The 18100-nt window shown below is 61.3% G+C and carries 13 protein-coding genes and 1 riboswitch; of the genes, 3 read left to right on the top strand and 10 right to left on the bottom strand.

Features of this window, described 5'->3' with window-relative positions:
• Positions 1-79 precede the first annotated feature (79 nt).
• Together VJR68_RS16040 and cobO are read right to left on the bottom strand one after the other, a co-directional pair.
• Complete coding sequence (locus VJR68_RS16040; protein WP_324149327.1) at positions 80-1372, bottom strand: cobyrinate a,c-diamide synthase; 1293 nt, start codon at positions 1370-1372, stop codon at positions 80-82.
• Entirely contained in the window at positions 1369-1971 is a 603-nt protein-coding gene (cobO, locus tag VJR68_RS16035) for a cob(I)yrinic acid a,c-diamide adenosyltransferase (protein ID WP_324149351.1), read from the bottom strand. The genes VJR68_RS16040 and cobO overlap by 4 nt, the downstream gene beginning before the upstream one ends.
• A 130-nt stretch (positions 1972-2101) precedes the next feature.
• Positions 2102-2315: riboswitch (cobalamin riboswitch) on the bottom strand.
• A 327-nt stretch (positions 2316-2642) separates the two neighbouring features.
• Between cobO and VJR68_RS16030 the strand changes: the two genes are divergently transcribed.
• The gene (locus tag VJR68_RS16030) at positions 2643-5141 is read left to right on the top strand and encodes a TonB-dependent receptor (RefSeq protein WP_324149325.1); all 2499 of its coding nucleotides are present in this window, start codon (positions 2643-2645) and stop codon (positions 5139-5141) included.
• 551 nt (positions 5142-5692) lie between these two features.
• Here the strand turns inward: VJR68_RS16030 and clpB are convergent.
• The 3 genes from clpB to rluD all read right to left on the bottom strand — a co-directional run bounded on the left by clpB (position 5693) and on the right by rluD (position 10188).
• Positions 5693-8275 (bottom strand): ATP-dependent chaperone ClpB, encoded by a 2583-nt coding sequence (gene clpB, locus VJR68_RS16025; protein ID WP_324149324.1) that lies wholly within the window; start codon positions 8273-8275, stop codon positions 5693-5695.
• 174 nt (positions 8276-8449) lie between these two features.
• Positions 8450-9196, bottom strand: coding sequence for a peptidoglycan editing factor PgeF (gene pgeF / locus VJR68_RS16020; RefSeq protein ID WP_324149349.1), 747 nt, complete (start codon positions 9194-9196; stop codon positions 8450-8452).
• Positions 9197-9210: 14 nt separating this feature from the next.
• Positions 9211-10188, bottom strand: coding sequence for a 23S rRNA pseudouridine(1911/1915/1917) synthase RluD (gene rluD / locus VJR68_RS16015; protein ID WP_324149322.1), 978 nt, complete (start codon positions 10186-10188; stop codon positions 9211-9213).
• Between the two features lie 71 nt (positions 10189-10259).
• On the opposite strand from rluD, the gene VJR68_RS16010 reads away from it, so the two are divergent.
• Entirely contained in the window at positions 10260-11120 is an 861-nt protein-coding gene (locus VJR68_RS16010; RefSeq protein ID WP_324149320.1) for an outer membrane protein assembly factor BamD, read from the top strand.
• Between the two features lie 131 nt (positions 11121-11251).
• On the opposite strand, the gene VJR68_RS16005 is transcribed toward VJR68_RS16010, so the two are convergent.
• The 3 genes from VJR68_RS16005 to sucC form a co-directional block, all read right to left on the bottom strand.
• Positions 11252-12889, bottom strand: coding sequence for an NAD+ synthase (locus VJR68_RS16005; RefSeq protein ID WP_324149318.1), 1638 nt, complete (start codon positions 12887-12889; stop codon positions 11252-11254).
• 202 nt (positions 12890-13091) lie between these two features.
• A complete protein-coding gene (gene sucD, locus VJR68_RS16000) occupies positions 13092-13967 on the bottom strand; it encodes a succinate--CoA ligase subunit alpha (protein ID WP_324149316.1) in 876 nt (291 codons plus the stop codon).
• 14 nt (positions 13968-13981) lie between these two features.
• Entirely contained in the window at positions 13982-15142 is a 1161-nt protein-coding gene (gene sucC / locus VJR68_RS15995) for an ADP-forming succinate--CoA ligase subunit beta (protein ID WP_324149314.1), read from the bottom strand.
• Positions 15143-15528: 386 nt separating this feature from the next.
• Here sucC and VJR68_RS15990 point away from each other — a divergent pair, with 386 nt between their 5' ends.
• A complete protein-coding gene (locus VJR68_RS15990) occupies positions 15529-17148 on the top strand; it encodes a sensor histidine kinase (RefSeq protein ID WP_324149312.1) in 1620 nt (539 codons plus the stop codon).
• A gap of 85 nt (positions 17149-17233) precedes the next feature.
• Here VJR68_RS15990 and VJR68_RS15985 read toward each other — a convergent pair whose 3' ends face one another.
• Positions 17234-17536, bottom strand: a complete 303-nt coding sequence (locus tag VJR68_RS15985) for a type II toxin-antitoxin system RelE/ParE family toxin (protein WP_324149310.1) — start codon at positions 17534-17536, stop codon at positions 17234-17236.
• Positions 17533-17841 carry a YlcI/YnfO family protein gene (locus VJR68_RS15980; RefSeq protein ID WP_324149309.1) on the bottom strand — a complete coding sequence of 103 codons (309 nt, stop codon included), beginning with the start codon at positions 17839-17841 and terminating at the stop codon, positions 17533-17535. Before VJR68_RS15980 ends, VJR68_RS15985 begins: the two co-directional genes overlap by 4 nt.
• Positions 17842-18100: the final 259 nt, after the last annotated feature.

Genomic DNA, 18100 nt, shown 5'->3' with positions numbered 1-18100 from the left:
CTCTGTAGGCCGTGACGAAATCCCAGCATTCCGATGGCATTCGATGCCGGGATTTCATCCCTGGCTGCGTTCGATGCTTTCATGGCAAGAACAACCGCAATGCCGCTGACGGATTCGAGGGAAAGTAGAAGTGCACGAAGCTGGCTGTAAGCCGCCGATCCCGATACACCGCTTCCTTGCAAGGCCCCTTGTTCGGATTGAATGCGTAAGCGAGCGGCTGCGCATCGATGGACGCCTGCGCGTAATGAAAGGTATGCCCGCGCAGCTCACCCTCCGGCAACACGGCCCCCTGCAAACCCAATGCAGCCAAGCGGGGCTGTATCGCCGCCTGTCCACGCAATAGGCCAGCCATGTTGGCGGATTGGCCATCCCGGTCCGCCAACGCATCGAGCGCAAACAACAAACCGCCGCATTCGGCCAGCATCGGCTTGCCGGCATCGCGGTGCGCACGCAAGGCGGCATGCAGATCGCGCCGCTGCGACAAAGCTTGCAGATGCAGTTCCGGATAACCACCCGGCAACCACACCGCATCGCACTCAGGCAACGCATCGCCGGCAATGGGCGAGAAGAAACGCAGCTCCGCACCCGATTCGCGCAGCAAATCCAGGTTCGCCGGATACAGGAAGCAGAATGCATCATCGCGCGCCACCGCGATGCGCCTGCCCTGCAGTAACGGCGGGATGGCCTCGACCGTGGTTGCCTCAAACGTTACCGGTGGCGGCAATTCGGTAGCCGCATGCTTTGCCCATGCAGCAGCCAAACCGTCGAGGCGTGCATCGATATCACCCAGTTCATCAGCGGAAATCAGGCCAAGATGCCGTTCGGGCAGAGCAAGCTGATCGTCGCGCGGCAACGCACCCAGCCAATGCAGCGAGGGCGGCAGGCTTTCCTGCAACAGTTGTGCGTGATACGCGCTGCCGATGCGGTTGGCTGCCACGCCGTACATCGACACGCCATCGCGGTACGTCGCCAGTCCACAAGCAAGCGCGCCAAACGTTTGCGCCATCGCCGAACCGTCGATCACCGCCAGCACCGGCAAGCCCAGTTGCTGCGCGAGGTCGGCGCTGGACGGAGCACCGTCGAACAAACCCATCACGCCTTCCACCAGAATCAGATCCGCCTCGCCGGCAGCGTCGAACAGACGCCGACGCACGTCCGCTTCGCCGCACATCCACAGATCAAGCTGATAGGACGATGTACCGGCGGCACGCGCCAGCACCATCGGATCGAGAAAATCCGGTCCGGTCTTGAACACTCGCACACGCCGCCCTTGTCGGGTGTGCCAGCGCGCAAGCGCGGACGTCACCGAAGTCTTGCCTTGTCCGGACGCAGGCGCGGAAACCAGCAATGCAGGGCAGCGTCTAGCGCTCACAGTTCAATGCCCTTCTGCGCCTTGATGCCGTTATCGAAGGCATGCTTCACCACGCGCATTTCGGTCACGGTATCGGCCACGGCCATCAAGCCATCCGGCGCGCCGCGCCCGGTGATCACCACATGCTGCCGTGACGGGCGTGCAGTGACGGCTTCCAGCACCTGCTCGAGCTGCACGTATTGCTTTACCAGCGCAATATTCAATTCATCCAGCAACACGAAGTCGTAGGCGGGATCGGCCAGCATGCCCGCGGCAATCGTCCACGCCGCTTGCGCCGCTGCGATATCGCGCGCCTTGTCCTGCGTTTCCCAGGTAAAGCCTTCGCCCATCACATGGTAGTCGAGCTGGTCGCCGGCAAAGTGGCGAAAGAACGCTTCCTCACCGGTGGAAAAGGTGCCCTTGATGAACTGCACCACGCCGCACTTGAAGCCGTGCCCCAGCGAGCGCGCCAGCATGCCGAAGCCGGACGAACTCTTGCCCTTGCCGTTGCCGGTGTTCACCACCAGCACGCCGCGATCGATGGTGGCGCGCGCAATCTTGCGGTCGACCAGTTCTTTCTTGCGCTGCATGCGTTCGCGATAACGCTCTTCCGGCGTCATCGTGTCGCGTGATGATGGATCGCTCATAACTTCCTCCATTTGCCCGGCATCTCAGCCAGACACTTATTGATAAGGAGGAAGACGACGGTGCCGATACTGGCGCAGCGGCCGCCGACATGGCCCTCCGCCTGTACGGTTTCAACCTGTGGCCGGTCTCCGGGCTTGCGAGCGAAGGACTGGCCTTCCGATTCGCGCCTTCCCGTGCAAGCACAGTGGCCATGTGCGAATCGTGTTGCTCGCCTACCGTTGCGGGGGCAGCTCCGGCATGGCCGCGCAGGCGACGCACCGGATTCCCGTTTCAACTGTCGGCAAGGCCGGCAGTCACCTCAGGCCGCAGCATCTTAGAGCGGGGCATCCGGCGTGCATAGGGAGGTTCGTTGCGCGCGCAGGCGGGGCTGCAAGCCCCAGCTTTCCTCATGCTGGGATTGCATCCCCGCCGGCAGCGCCTGCGGCTCACGAATTGAAAGCTCGATATACGTCGTCTACACGAGGCCGTAACGATGCTTGCAACGGGAGAACGGGCATCGAGGCACGGATAAATGCGTGTCCGGCATGGATATTTCCATTTGGACTTTTAGACGCCCAATGATCGGTTGCTGCTCAGCACCATTGTCATTAATCTGCAATTTGCTGCTACGCAGCAACGACAACGCTTAGGGGAACCATCCGCAATGACTCACGACAACAACCGGTCGTATCAGGCCAGGTCTCAGCAGAACGGCTCGGCCAAAAACGCGACCGCGCTGCTTATGGCTTCCATCCTGCTCGCGCTGGCTTCCGCGGCGGCGGCGCAAGATACCACCACCAATACCTCTTCGAACGGCAACGCGAAAAATCTGCAGGCGGTGATTGTCACCGGCACGCGCGCGCAGAACCGTACCGACAGCAGCTCGTTGTCGCCGATCGACGTGGTACCCGCGTCGGCCTTGCAAGGCACCGGCACCACCGAACTTTCCACGGCGCTGGCGCGGCTGATTCCGTCGTTGAACTTCCCCCGCCCTGCCGCCACCGATGCAACTGATTCGCAGCGCCCCGCCACCTTGCGCGGGCTCGCACCGGATGAAGTACTGGTGCTGGTCGATGGCAAGCGCTGGCACAGCGGTTCGATGGTGAACGTCGATGGCACCATCGGCCGCGGATCGGCGCCGGTGGATCTCAATACCATTCCGTTGTCTGCGATCGACCATATCGAAGTGCTGCGCGATGGCGCGTCTGCGCAATATGGCTCCGATGCCATCGCGGGGGTGATCAACATCATCCTGAAGCACGGTGCGCAAGGCGGCTCGGCCGAACTGGATGCTGGCCGTTATCAGCGCGGCGGCGGCAAGCAATGGCAAGGTTCGGTCAACTTCGGTATTCCGTTGAATGGTGACAAGGGCTGGCTGCGCTTTACGCTGGATGATGGCCATCAGGATCCGACCAATCATGGCGGCGTCGATATCCGCTATCCGCAATTGGGCGAGAAGCAGGTGTTCGGCGACCCCACCGTCAGCGAGCACAACCTGTTTTTCAATTCGCAGTACGACATTACCCATGACATCCAGTTCTACGCCTTCGGCAGCTATCACTTCCGCAACGGCGTTTCCGATGAGCTGTACCGCAATCCATTCGGCTATCCCTCGTCGATCAAGGCGCAGCTCAATGCGCTTTATCCGGATGGCTATCAGCCGCTGCTGGAATCGCGTAGCACCGATCAGCAATTCGTCGCCGGCGTGCGCGGCACCACCGCCGGTGGCTGGCGCTGGGATGTAAGCGCCAACTACGGCGGCAACCGCGTATCGCTCGATACCATCCACACCGCGAACTACGCCTTCCTGCACGACTTCGGCTACACGCCGACCACCTTCTTCGATGGCATCGTGTCCACCGCACAGCAACTGGTGGACGTGGATATCGCCAAGGATTTCAACGTCGGCTGGCTGCCCAATCCAGTCACGGTGGCGTTCGGCGGTGAATATCAGCGCAACACGTATGAGATCAAGGCGGGCGATCCGGCTTCCTATTACGTCGGCACCTCGGGTGTGACGGGCGGAGCGCAAGGCTTCGGTGGCTACAGCCCGGTGAACGTCGGTTCGTGGAGCCGCAGCGATGTGGCGCAGTACGTCAGCCTGGAAACCAACCTCACTGACAAACTCGGCACCTCGTTCGCGGTGCGGCACGAGGATTACAACGACTTCGGCAACACGGTGTCCGGCGCGCTGGCCAGCCGTTACGACTTCACCGATCGCTTTGCCTTGCGCGCGAGTGTCTCCACCGGTTTCCGCGCCCCTTCGTTGGCCCAAGAAGACTATTCGCAGATCGGCTCGGCCTATCTCACACCGAGCAGCGCCGGCCCCGGCATTGCACCGGGCATCTATCAGACCGGCCTGTTGCCGGTAAGCAACCCGGTGGCGCAATTGCTGGGTGCGCAGGCGTTGCGGCCGGAGCGTTCGCACAACTACACGGTCGGAGCGGTGTTCAATCCGATCGATCCGCTGACGCTGACGTTCGATCTGTACCAGATCAACATCTACAACCGCATCGTGCTTTCCAGCACGCTGAGCGGGCTCAACCGGCCGATCGTGGTGGACTACCTGGCCGCCAATGGCATTACCAACGTGGCCTACAGCTCGGCGCAGTACTTCACCAACGCAGTGAATACGCGCACCCAGGGCGGCGACCTGGTCGGCAGTTATCGCGCCAACCTGGGTGGCGGTGTGCTGGACAGCACGCTCAGCTACAACTACAACCGCACGCGAGTGACGCACGTTGCGCCCAACCCGGCGCAGCTGGATGCACTGGGCTTGCAGTTGCAGCGTGTGACCAATCGCGACATCAAGGGATTGCTGGCCGACTCCACCCCGCGCACCAAGTTGATCCTCAACGAGAACTACGCGCTGGGCCACTGGGTGTTCAACGGCAACCTCACCCGCTATGGCAACTTCACCTCATACAGCAACAGTTCGTACCTGCTCAATCAGACCTACAACCCGCAATGGGTGCTTGATCTGGCCGGCAGCTACAACCTCGATGATTGGACGTTTACGCTGGGCGTCAACAACGCGACCAACAGTTATCCGGACAAGACGATTGCCGCCAACAACGTGAACGGCACGATCCCCTATTCAAATTTTTCACCCGCGGGCTTCAATGGGCGCTACTATTACACCAAAGTGATCTATCACTGGTGACCCAACAAGCCCACTGCCAAGCACTACATGCGAAGCATGCATGGAAAATCCCGGCCGATGTGCCGGGATTTTTTTTCTGTCCATGACTCCTCGCTCCCCGTACTTGCCCGCCGTGCCACCGTCATCCATACCCGAGCCAACATGCCGTAGCTCGCAGCAACGGAGCTAAGTGGAGATAATCTAGCGGCCACGAGTTCTACCCGGTTGAATGTTTTCATTCCAACTTGCTAGTCCTGCAATACGGCCTTCACCGGTTTGGCTGCATCTTTTTACGGATCGTCCACGAGTCAGCAGCTCATCAGCTCGTATCGGTGGACAGGCAAAAGGCAGCCATGAATGCCTCTAACTTCGAATATTTTGTAGAAGACATGCAGCAGCTGTTCTAAAGTGCTAATAGACATATCTGCAGCCTCACAATAAGCCGTTACAGAGCGCCATGTGTTGCGCAAGCAAAATCCCGGCTGATCGGCCGGGATTTTGCTTGCGCATTGTTGCAATTCGCAATCAAGATATACGCCTGACGCCATCAAAAACACTGAGCCTTCGGAACATCACGCTTTACGGAACACCAGGTGCCCGCCTTCGGCTCCCACAGAGATCGTGTCACCCGATAAGAAGCGTCCTTCCAGGATTTCCTTTGCCAATGGATTTTCCAGCTGCTGCTGAATCGCGCGCTTGAGCGGCCGTGCGCCGTATACCGGATCGAAACCGACGTTACCGAGCAGATCCAACGCCTTGTCATCGATTTCCAGCTTGAGCTGGCGTTCGGCCAGACGCTTTTCCAGATAGGTGAGCTGGATCAGCGCGATCTTGCGGATCTGCTTTTTCTCCAGCGGACGGAACACGACAAGCTCATCCAGACGGTTGATGAATTCCGGACGGAAGTGCGCCTGCACCACGCCGAGCACGGCAGCTTTCATCTGCAGGTAATCGGCTTCGCTGTCGCCGGCGCTTTCCTGGATCAGCTGCGAGCCGAGGTTGGAGGTCATCACGATCACCGTGTTGCGGAAATCCACCGTGCGACCCTGTCCGTCGGTGAGGCGACCATCGTCCAGCACCTGCAGCAACACGTTGAACACATCCGGATGCGCTTTCTCCACTTCATCCAGCAGGATCACGCTGTACGGACGGCGACGCACCGCTTCGGTGAGGTATCCACCCTCTTCGTAACCCACATAACCGGGGGGCGCACCGATCAGGCGCGCGACGGAGTGCTTCTCCATGAATTCACTCATGTCGATGCGCACGATGGCCTCCTGCGTATCGAACAGGAATTCGGCCAGCGCCTTGCAGAGTTCCGTCTTGCCCACGCCGGTGGGGCCGAGAAACAGGAACGAGCCGTAGGGGCGATTGGGATCGGACAGCCCCGCACGCGCACGGCGGATCGCATCGGAAACCGCACGCACTGCTTCGTCCTGGCCGACGACGCGTTTGTGCAGCGAGTCTTCCATATGCAGCAATTTTTCGCGCTCGCCTTCCAGCATCTTGCTGACGGGAATACCGGTCCAGCGCGAAACGACTTCGGCGATCTCTTCTTCCGTGACGCGATCCTGCACCAACTTGAATTCCTGTTTTTCGGCAGCCTGCGCCGCGGCGAGCTGCTTTTCCAGTTCTGGCAGGCGGCCGTACTGGAGTTCGCTCATCTTGGCGTAATCCTGTCGGCGCTGTGCGGCTTCAAGCTCCACGCGCGTCTGCTCGATCTGCTCCTTCACCTTGGTTGCACCCTGCAGTGCGGCCTTTTCCGATTTCCACACTTCATCGAGATCGGAGAATTCGCGCTCCAGCTTGGCGATGTCACTGTCCAGATCCGCCAGGCGCTTCTTGGACGCTTCGTCGGTTTCCTTCTTCAACATCTCGCGCTGGATCTTCAGCTGGATCAGGCGGCGTTCCAGGCGATCGAGCTCTTCCGGCTTGGAGTCGATTTCCATGCGGATGCGTGAAGCCGCTTCGTCGATCAGGTCGATGGCCTTGTCGGGCAGTTGGCGATCGGTGATGTAGCGATTTGACAGCGTGGCCGCGGCAACAATGGCCGGATCGGTGATTTCCACACCGTGATGCATGGCGTAGCGTTCCTTCAAGCCGCGCAGGATCGCGATGGTGTCTTCCACGCTCGGCTCGCCCACGAACACTTTCTGGAAGCGGCGCTCCAGCGCGGCATCCTTCTCGATGTATTTGCGGTATTCGTCCAGCGTGGTGGCACCAATGCAATGCAGTTCGCCACGCGCCAGCGCGGGCTTCAGCATGTTGCCGGCATCCATCGCGCCTTCGGCCTTGCCGGCGCCGACCATGGTGTGCAGTTCGTCGATGAACAGGATGATCTGGCCTTCGTTCTTGGCCAGATCGTTGAGCACAGCCTTCAACCGCTCCTCGAATTCGCCGCGGAATTTTGCGCCGGCGATCAATGCGCCCATGTCGAGCGAGAGCACGCGCTTGTCGCGCAGACCCTCGGGCACTTCATCCTTGATAATGCGCTGAGCGAGGCCTTCGACGATGGCGGTCTTGCCCACGCCGGGTTCACCGATCAGCACCGGATTATTTTTGGTGCGACGCTGCAGCACCTGGATCACGCGCCGGATTTCTTCGTCGCGGCCGATCACCGGATCGAGCTTGCCGCTCTCTGCGCGCGCCGTGAGATCGACGCAATATTTTTCCAGCGCCTGGCGCTGGTCTTCGGCGTTTTCGCTCTGCACTTTTTCGCCGCCGCGCAGCTTCTCGATCGCCGCTTCCAGGTTGGCCTTGGCGGCGCCAGCGGCTTTCAGCGCGGCGCCCAGTTCGCCCTTGTCTTCCAGCGCGGCCAGCACGAACAGCTCGCTGGCGATGAACTGATCGCCACGCTGCTGCGCGAGCTTGTCGGTAAGGTTGAGCAGGCGCGTCAGTTCGTTGCTGGCGTGGATGTTGCCTTCCTGCCCGCTGACTTTCGGCAAGCGATCCACCAGTTCGAACACGCGCTGGCGGAAGGCCGGTACGTTGACGTGTGCTTGTGTCAGCAGCGGGGCGGTGGATCCGCCTTGCTGGTCGAGCAAGGCCGCCATGATGTGCACGGGCTCGAGCATGTTGTGATCGCGCCCCACCGCCAGCGATTGCGCATCGGCCAACGCTTGCTGGAAACGCGAGGTAAGTTTGTCCATTCGCATCGGAAATATCCCCAAAGGTTTTTGGCGGACGCGCCGCCACTGCCCTCGGAAATGCGGACGAGGCGGAATGATTCAAGCTTGGCGCCTGGATGCGTTAAGCCCGCGTAGGTTGGGGTGCGAACCCCAACATTTACTTGCCTGCATGCACCTCGATGTTGGGGTTCGCACCCCAACCTACGGTTCTAGCCAGATCAGGGTCGCGAATCGCCCGCTGCGCGCGCCTTCGCGCCGATAGGAATAAAAGCGTTCATCGGTACGGGTATCGAAACCGCCGCCGTAAATGCGTGTGATACCGGCCGCCGCAAGACGCTGTCGGGCCAGCGCGGCCAGATCGCACAACCAATGGCCGGGCCGTGTCGTTACGAAAGCGGATGTCGCCGCAGCATCGTGCTGAACAAATGCCTTGCGCACCTCTTCGCCTACTTCATAAGACGGTGCGCCAATGCAGGGTCCCAGCCAGGCCAAGAGGCTCGCTGCCGGCCGCTGCATTTGCTCGACGGTGTCTTCCAGCACGCCGGCCGCAAGCCCGCGCCAGCCGGCGTGCGCCGCGCCGATGGTGCCGCCGTCATCGGCGCAGAACAGTACCGGCAGGCAATCGGCCGTGAGAATCGCAAGCACGGTGCCGGGCAAATGCGACACCGCCGCGTCGGCCTCGGGCTCTTGCGGACTGGGCAAGGGACCCAGCTCCGCCACGGTGCTGCCATGCACCTGCTTCAACCAGCGCGGCTCCGCCGGCAACGCCAGCGACTGATGCAAGGCGCTGCGATTGCTGCGCACGATCTGCTCGTCTTCGCCGCTGCGCAAACCGAGATTGAAGCGCCCGAACGGCGGTTGAGAAACGCCGGGACCATCGCACGTACTGACCGCTGCATGGACACCACGCGGTGCAGTCCAATCGGGAAACAGCCAGGCATCGGTCATGGAAGGCACGGTGATTACTCGTTGGGACCGTTGACCGCGAGATCGTCACGCATCGTCACGATCAGTGCATCGATGTCATCGGGACGCTTTGCATCGAATGACAGGGTTTCGCCAGTGACAGGGTGTTCGAACGACAAGCGCTCCGCATGCAGCGCCTGGCGTCGAAAGCCGCGCAGCGCAGTCACCAGTTCCGGTGTGGCGCGCTTTGGCAATTTCAGGCTTCCGCCGTATAGCGGATCACCGACCAATGGATGACCGATGTGCCCCATATGTACGCGAATCTGATGCGTGCGCCCGGTTTCCAGGTTGCACTGAATCAACGTATGAGAACGGAAGCGCTCGCGCAGGCGGTAGTGCGTGACGGCGTGTTTGCCGTCTTCTTCATCGCGCACGGCTTGGCGCAGGCGATCAGTGTGATGGCGGCCGATGGGCGCATCGACGGTGCCGCCGGCAATCAGCGTTCCCAGCACGATGGCTTCGTATTGGCGTTCGACGTCGTGGCGGGACAGCATGTCGACCAAGGCCGTATGGGCCGCCAGGGTCTTGGCGACGACCATCAGGCCGGAAGTGTCCTTGTCCAGGCGGTGCACGATGCCGGCGCGGGGCAGCTCGGCCAGTTTCGGGTCATGGTGCAGCAGTGCATTGAGTAGCGTGCCGGCCGGGTTGCCGGCGCCAGGGTGCACCACCAGGCCGGCGGGCTTGTTCAGCACCAGCAGGTGGGCGTCTTCGTGGACGATGTCCAGCGCGATGGCTTCGGGTGCACTGGAGACTTCGGTCTCCAGCTCTGCTTCCAACCGCACGTGTTCGCCGCCCTTCAACAGTTGCCGCGGTACCGCCGGCGCGCCGTCCAGCGTCACGGCGCCGGCTTTGACCCAGGCGGTCAGGCGCGAGCGCGAGTAGTCCGGGAACATCTCGGCCAAAGCCTGGTCGAATCTGCGGCCTGCGGCGGACAGGGGCACGACCGCCTCGTGACGGATGATGGAACCCGTCATCCCTGAACCTCCGGCCAGGCGCCGGTTTCGGCTATGATCCCTTTTCGCTCAAACATCTGAACCTCTAACTCATGCGCGTAACCAAGCTGCCGGTCGCCCCGACATCTGCCTTTAAAGTACTGATCGTGCTCGTCCTGGCACTGACGATGAGCGCCTGCTCGTGGTTCCGTCACACGGGCGACCCGCTCGATACCTTGCCGCTGCCGCAGCTTTACGCCAAGGCCCATACCGATCTGGTCCATGCTGACTACTCGGCCGCCGAGAAAGCCTACCAGCGCCTGATCGCACGTTTCCCGTCCGGCCCGTTCAATGAGCAGGCCCAGCTCGAACTGGCATACGCGCAATACAAGAACAACAAGCCGGATGACGCTTATTCCACGGTCAACCGCTTCATCAAGTCGAACCCGCTCAATCCACATGTGGATTATGCCTATTATCTGCGCGGCCTGATCAACTTCGATCGCACGGCCGGCTTCATCGAGCGTACGTTTAGCAGCCAGGAAGTCGGCAAGCAGACGCGCCGCGACCAGGGCTACAACTTGAAATCGTTCGATGATTTCGCCGAACTCAGCCGCCGCTTCCCCGATAGCGCCTACGCTGCGGATGCGCGCCAACGCATGATCTACCTGCGCAACGTACTGGCCCAGTATGAGATCAACGTGGCCAAGTTCTATTTGCGCAACAAAGCGTATGTGGCGTCGGCCGATCGCGCGCAGTACGTGATCGAGCACTATCAGGAATCCCCCGAAGCCGGCGACGCACTGGCCATCATGTGCCGCAGCTATCTGGCGCTGGGCCAGAAGCAGCAGGCCGATCAGGTGCACCAGGTGCTGGCGCTCAACTATCCGGATCATCCGTATTTGAAAGATCCGCATTGGCCGCACTCGCCGTCGCTGATCCGCAAGATGATTCCATTCTCGGGTCACTATTGAGTCAACGGTTTCCCCGCCTAAAAAAAGCCGGTGCGCGTAAAGCCACCGGCTTTTTCGTAGGTTGGGGTGCGAACCCCAACATCCGGATCCATGTGCGTGGAGCCCTGTTGGGGTTCGCACCCCAACCTGCGTTATTTCCAGCCTGAGGTGATGGGGTAGCGCCGCTCGCGCCCGAATGCGCGCGTCGTGACACGCGGGCCAGGCGCCGATTGGCGTCGCTTGAATTCGTTGACCAGCACCAGGCGCACCACGCGATGCACGGTCATCTCGTCATAGCCCGCCGCGATGATTTCCGCCTGCGACTGCTCCTCTTCGATGAAGCGCGCGAGGATCGCATCAAGCTCGTCGTAAGGTGGCAGGGAATCCTGATCGGTCTGGTTGTCGCGCAATTCGGCCGATGGCGGGCGCTCGATCACGGCGGGCGGAATCACCCATGCGTCGCGGCCTTCCCGGCGCTGCTCGTCCTGATTGCGCCAACGCGAAAGCCGGTAGACCTCGGTCTTGTACACATCCTTCAACGGCGCATACGCCCCGCACATGTCGCCGTACAAGGTGGCATAGCCCACCGCCATCTCGCTCTTGTTGCCGGTCGCCAGCAGCAAGCGGCTGTGTTTATTGGAAAGCGCCATCAGCGTGACGCCGCGGGTGCGCGATTGCAGGTTTTCCTCGGTAACGTCCGGCTTCTTGCCCGCGAACACCGGCGTCAGTTGCGCCATGAACGCTTCGTACATCGGCTCGATGCTGATCACGTGATATTCAACGCCCAGCCGCTCAGCCTGCTCGCGCGCGCCATCCAGCGAGAGCTGCGAGGTGTAGCGCATCGGCATCATCACCGCAGTGACGCGATCCGGCCCGAGTGCATCCACCGCCAGCGCCAAGGTGAGCGCCGAATCGATGCCACCGGAAAGACCGAGCAATACGCCGCCGAAGCCGTTCTTGTCGATGTAGTCGCGAATGCCGCGCACCAGTGCAGCGTAAAGCGTGGCTTCGCGCGCGGTGTCGTCGACGCTGGGCCAATCCCGTGCGTAAAGCATGCGGCTGAATGCATCGAAATCCACCCACAGCAGTGCGTCGACAAACGATGGCGCGCGTGCGGCGATGCTCCCATCGCCGTTCACCAGCAGCGAACCGCCGTCATACACGACCTCATCCTGGCCGCCGATCAGATTGAGATAGATGAAGGCGCAACCGGTTTCCTTCGCACGCGCTACCAATACTTCTTCGCGCGCGACCTGCTTGGCGTCATCCCACGGCGAGGCGTTGATCACCACGATAAGTTCCGCACCGGCGGCGGCCGCAGCGGCGGACGGCTCGGCCTGCCAGACGTCTTCGCAAACGATGTAGCCGACGCGCACGCCATCGATCACCGTCACCGCACTGGTACGGCCCGGCCGGAAATAACGCTTGTCATCGAACACGCCGTAGTTGGGCAGGATCTGCTTGTGCGTGATCTGCGCAATCTCACCGCCACGCAGCAGCGCCGCAGCGTTGTATACCTCGCCCAGGCTATGCGGAAAGCCGATGATCGCGGCCAGGCCATTGGTATCGGCGGCCAGCTCCTGCATGGCATCCTGGCAGGCGGCGAGAAAGCTCGGGCGCAGCAGCAGATCTTCGGGCGGGTAACCGCTGATGGTGAGTTCGGGAAACACCGCCAGCGATGCACCGCCTTCGCGGGCACGTGTCATCAGCTCACGGACTTTGGCGGTATTGGCGGCGACGGCGCCGACGGGGAAATCGTATTGAGCCAGCGCCAGGCGAAGAACGGCCATGTGTTGCGTATCCAGGTTCGACTGGCGCTACATGGTAGTGGATCGCTTGCCGAACAAGGGTATGTCCACAGTAGGTTGGGGTGCGAACCCCAACATGCCTATATCTACATGCATCCGGATGTTGGGGTTCGCACCCCAACCTACGAAAAGAGCCGCGTTTCCGCGGCCCTTTCGTGATCGCTATCACTGTTATCGCAGCCGATTACTTCTTCAGCAACCCGGCCAGCGTCTTGCCGAGATCCGCCGGCGACTTCACCGTGGTGACTCCCGCCTTCTCCAGCGCCGAGAACTTGGCAGCCGCCGTGCCCTTGCCGCCGGAGATGATGGCGCCGGCATGGCCCATGCGCTTGCCGGCCGGAGCCGACGCACCCGCGATGAACGACACCACCGGCTTCTTGACGTATTCGCCGATGAATTCAGCGGCTTCTTCTTCGGCGCTGCCGCCGATTTCGCCGACCATGATGATGCCCTCGGTCTGCGGATCGTCCTGGAACAGCTTCAGGCAGTCGATGAAGTTCAAGCCGTTGATCGGATCGCCGCCGATGCCGATGCAGGTGGACTGGCCCAGGCCTTCGTTGGTGGTCTGGAACACAGCTTCATAGGTGAGCGTGCCGGAGCGCGACACGATGCCGACCTTGCCCGGCTTGTGGATGTGGCCCGGCATGATGCCGATCTTGCATTCGCCAGGGGTGATAATGCCGGGGCAGTTCGGGCCGATCAGCACGGTTTCCGGATGCTGTGCGAGCACGTTCTTGACGCGCAGCATGTCGAGCACCGGGATGCCTTCGGTGATCGTCACGATCACGCGCACGCCGGCGTCGATGGCTTCGAGGATGGAGTCCGCCGCGAACGGCGGCGGCACGAAGATGACGGATGCATCGGCACCGGTTTCATCCACGGCTTCCGCCACGCTGTTGAAGACCGGCAGGCCGATGTGCTCGCTGCCGCCCTTGCCCGGGGTCACGCCGCCGACCACCTTGGTGCCGTAGTCGATCGCCTGTTCGGCATGGAAGGTGCCCTGCTGGCCGGTGAAGCCCTGCACGATCACCTTGGTGTTCTTGTTGACCAAAACGCTCATGGTTTACTCGCTCCTCACTTCGCGGCAGCCACGGCTTTCTTCGCCGCGTCGTTGAGATCGTCGGCCGGCGTAATCGCCAGGCCGGAGTTGGCCAGCAGTTCGCGGCCCTTCTCCACGTTGGTGCCCTGCAGGCGCACCACCACCGGAATCTTCAGGCCCACTTCCTTCACCGCGGCGATGATGCCCTCGGCGATCAGGTCGCAACGCACGATGCCGCCGAAGATGTTCACCAGGATGGCGCGCACCTTGTCGGAGGAAAGAATCAGCTTGAACGCCTCGGTGACGCGTTCCTTGGTGGCGCCGCCGCCGACGTCGAGGAAGTTGGCCGGCTCGCCGCCTGCCAGCTTGATCACGTCCATCGTGGCCATGGCCAGGCCCGCGCCGTTGACCATGCAGCCGATGTTGCCGTCCATGGTCACGTAGTTGAGGTTGTGCTGCACGGCGGCCGCTTCAGCAGCATCTTCCTGCGTGAGGTCGCGCATCTTGGCCAGGTCCGCATGGCGGAACTCGGCGTTGTCGTCGGAATTGACCTTGCCGTCGAGCGCGGCGAGGTTGCCGTCTTCGAGAATGGCGAGTGGGTTGAGCTCAACCAGCGACAAGTCCTTCTCGTTGAACAGCTTGTACAGGCCCAGCATGATCTTGGTGAGCTGCGTGACCTGCTTGGGGTTCAGGTCCATCGCAAAACCGAGCTGGCGGCACTGGTACGGCTGCAGGCCTTCGACGAAGTCCACCACGATGGTGTGGATGTCGTCCGGCGTTTCGCGGGCCACTTGTTCGATGTCCACGCCGCCGTGCTTGGAAGCGATGAAGGTAACGGCCTTGCTGTCGCGGTCGACCAGGATCGACAGGTACAGCTCCTTGGCGATGTTGGTGGCATCGGTCACCAGCACCAGGTTCACCGGCAGCGCACGGCCGGCGGACTGGTAGGTTTCCATGTTCTTGCCAAGCATGCCCTTGGCGGCGGCATGCACGTCATCCAGGCTTTTGCAGAACTTGACACCGCCGGCCTTGCCGCGGCCGCCTGCGTGAATCTGAGCCTTGACCATCCATTGCGTGCCGCCCAGGTGCTTGGCGGCATCGACGGCGGCGTCGGGGGAACTTGCGACTTTGCCCGGCGGCACGGCGATGCCGTACTGCGCGAACAGCTCTTTGGCCTGGTACTCGTGGAAATTCATTCGCTACCTCGAGTGAATGGGGAAGGATCGAGCCTGCGCGGTAGCCACAGCACAGGCTTGGGAGAACGGACGGCGGTGTTACGCACTACCGGCGCTGCAATGCGCCGTGGCCATGTCTCGACATGGGGAAAACCGCGCAATACGGCCCGGTATTTTCGCGGAAGCGGGGTGGGATGGAAAGGGGCCCGTGGATGGAACGGCTTTGGGCATTTGCTTCCTCTCCCCTCCGGGGAGAGGATTGAGGTGAGGGGGCAATCTTGCGAAAGTGGTGCATCGAAGTCCGCTTCGGTGTTGTTCTGTCGCAAGATTGTCCCCTCACCCCAACCTTCTCCCCGGAGGGGCGAGGGGAAGGTAGTGAAGCCACCACCACATCGAGCGTTCAAACCGTGTCCAGCCGCGCGATCGTCGATTCGCCCAATAGCACGACCACCCGCCACGAGTTGCTGTTTCTGAATTATTTCCGGCTGGCCCAGGCGCTGGTCTACGTCGGGCTCGCCTTCACCCCGAGCGGGATGGGTTGGCCGCATCTGAACAACGCCGATCTGGCCCGCCTGGTCGCTGCCGGCTACCTGTTGTTCGCCCTGGCGGTGATTTCCATTACCCACCTGACCAAAGTGCTGGGCTGGCTGGGCATCCTGGGTACCTTGCTGGTGGATATCGTCGCCGCTGTGCTGGCGATCTCCGCGATGGTCGACGCGCGCATCGGCATTGCCATGATGCTGGCCGTGAACCTGGCCGCTGGCGCGCTGCTGTTGCCACTAAGGCTGGCGCTGTTCCTCGCCGCACTGGCCACGCTGGGCGTGCTGGGACGCACGCTGTTTGCGCTGCCGCATCCTGCCTCCGTCGACGATCGCGATTTCCTCGAATCGGGCCTGTTCGGCATGGCCTATTTCGCGATCGTGGTGCTGTGTAACGTGCTCGGCCGCCAATTGCGCGCCAGCGAGGCCTTGGCCGAACAGCGCAGCATCGACCTGGTCAATCTGGCGCAGGTCAACGAGCTGATCATTCGGCGCATGAAAACCGGCGTGATGCTGGTGGATGACGCCAATCGCATCCATCAGATCAACGAATCGGCGTGGATGCTGCTGGGCAACCCTTCTTCGGATCAGCGCGACCTGGGTCGCGTGGCGCCGGAACTGTCGCGCCGCCTGTATCACTGGATCACCTCGGGCAAGCTGGACGAAACCGCCACCCAGCTCGCCGACGGCATGCCGGAAGTGGTGCCGCGCTTCAGCCGCCTCGCACCGAACGACGATTCACTGGTGCTGATCTTTCTGGACGACACCTCGCTGGTGTCGCGCCGCGCGGAAGAACTCACGCTCGGTTCGCTCGGCCGTCTTTCCGCATCGATCGCGCACGAGATCCGCAACCCACTGGCAGCCATTCGCTACTCCGCGCAATTGCTGGCCGAATCGAACGAAATGAGCTCCACCGATTTGCGCATGGTGGAGATCATCAACAACCACTGCAGCCGCCTGAACGACATCATCGAGAACATCCTGCAGTTGTCGCGGCGTGAACGCTCGCGCCCCGAAACGTTGAACCTTGGCGACTGGGCACACGGATTCGTCGACGAATACAAGCAGGGCAACGACATCGGCAACGATTCGCTGCGCGTGATCGATAACAGCGCACAGCCGGTCGTCGCCGTGGCCGACCCGCAACAATTGCATCAAGTGATCTGGAATCTGGTGCAAAACGCGCTGCGCTACGGCCGCATGCCCGGCGAGCCGGCGCGCGTACTGGTGGTCGTGCGCCACGGCGAACATGGCGTGCCAATCCTGGAAGTGATCGATCGCGGCCCCGGCATTGCGCCGAAAGTGGCAGCACAGATCTTCGAGCCGTTCTACACCACGCACGAATACGGCACCGGGCTCGGGCTTTATCTCGCGCGGCAGATGGCGGAAGCGAACCAGGCGGTACTGGAATATGTGCGCGTGGCGGGTGGTGGTAGTTGCTTTCGCCTGGTACTGACGCCGCCGGTGCGGATCGAGCCTGCGGTGTAAAGCGATCGCGTAGGTTGGGGTGCGAACCCCAACATCGGGATGCCCGTGCAAACGGGATGTTGGGGTTCGCACCCCAACCTACAAACTATAGGTAATAGTCCCGTTCGCGTTGATGCCGGAAAGCGTACACGGTGATCAAAGCCTGCGTTTCTATCTCGTAAAGCGCCACATAACCCCTTGACCCGAAGGTAATGATGAGTTCTCTCATCAACGGATGTTTTCTATCGATCATGCGTCCGACGAACGGCATGTCGGCAAGTACATCCATGGCCTTATGGATAGCCATCCTGGCTTGCCTGGCCACATTGATATCTTCGTCAGCCAAGAACTCATAGAGGCGCAACAGATCGTCGAGCGCGCTTTCCGTAAATCGGATTTCACAACTCAACCTTTACCCTCTTTTGCCTGTGCCTTGGCCAAAAGGTCGTCCATGCGGCGCATGACTTCGTCAACACCGTAATACACACCCGTTAGCTCTGCCTGCGCTTTCGATCGTAGGCCACGCTGCAAAAATGCCCTATGGGCTTGGCGCTCTTGAATCTCCGCGCGAACGGATGCCTCAATAAAATTAGACAAGCTCTCATCCTTTGCCATCACTTTCTCAACCTGCCTGCGCAAGTCCGTATCTACGCGCACAGAAGGCAGCAAGCTTGTTTTGGCTTTGGATCGTTGTCTTGGGTGGGAATGTGGCATGGCGCGAATCCTAATGTGCTACATCTGCACTACAGACTATCTTATCGCAAGCAGCGCTGTTGAGATGAGCGCTAAAGCGGTGCGAACACGTAAGCGTTTGGGCGCCTCATGTCGCTCGCACCACCAACGTCGTCGCCATCATCTGCGACTGCACCTGCTGCCCATGAATCATCGCCAGCACTTTGCGTGCGAGCAGCACGCCGCCTTCCTGCCAGTTCTGCCGCACGCTGCTTAGCGGCGGCAGAAAGCTCGCGCCCAA

This window comes from Dyella sp., assembly GCF_035277725.1.
In the GTDB taxonomy this organism is placed as follows: Bacteria; Pseudomonadota; Gammaproteobacteria; order Xanthomonadales; family Rhodanobacteraceae; genus Dyella_B.
This window is presented reverse-complemented; position numbering and strand designations above follow the sequence as displayed.

Coding starts and splice junctions, on each gene's coding strand:
- cobO (WP_324149351.1), bottom strand. CDS start 1,971: ATGACGCCGGAAGAGCGTTATCGCGAACGCATGCAGCGCAAGAAAGAA.
- VJR68_RS16030 (WP_324149325.1), top strand. CDS start 2,643: ATGACTCACGACAACAACCGGTCGTATCAGGCCAGGTCTCAGCAGAAC.
- clpB (WP_324149324.1), bottom strand. CDS start 8,275: ATGCGAATGGACAAACTTACCTCGCGTTTCCAGCAAGCGTTGGCCGAT.
- pgeF (WP_324149349.1), bottom strand. CDS start 9,196: ATGACCGATGCCTGGCTGTTTCCCGATTGGACTGCACCGCGTGGTGTC.
- rluD (WP_324149322.1), bottom strand. CDS start 10,188: ATGACGGGTTCCATCATCCGTCACGAGGCGGTCGTGCCCCTGTCCGCC.
- VJR68_RS16010 (WP_324149320.1), top strand. CDS start 10,260: ATGCGCGTAACCAAGCTGCCGGTCGCCCCGACATCTGCCTTTAAAGTA.
- VJR68_RS16005 (WP_324149318.1), bottom strand. CDS start 12,889: ATGGCCGTTCTTCGCCTGGCGCTGGCTCAATACGATTTCCCCGTCGGC.
- sucD (WP_324149316.1), bottom strand. CDS start 13,967: ATGAGCGTTTTGGTCAACAAGAACACCAAGGTGATCGTGCAGGGCTTC.
- sucC (WP_324149314.1), bottom strand. CDS start 15,142: ATGAATTTCCACGAGTACCAGGCCAAAGAGCTGTTCGCGCAGTACGGC.
- VJR68_RS15980 (WP_324149309.1), bottom strand. CDS start 17,841: ATGCCACATTCCCACCCAAGACAACGATCCAAAGCCAAAACAAGCTTG.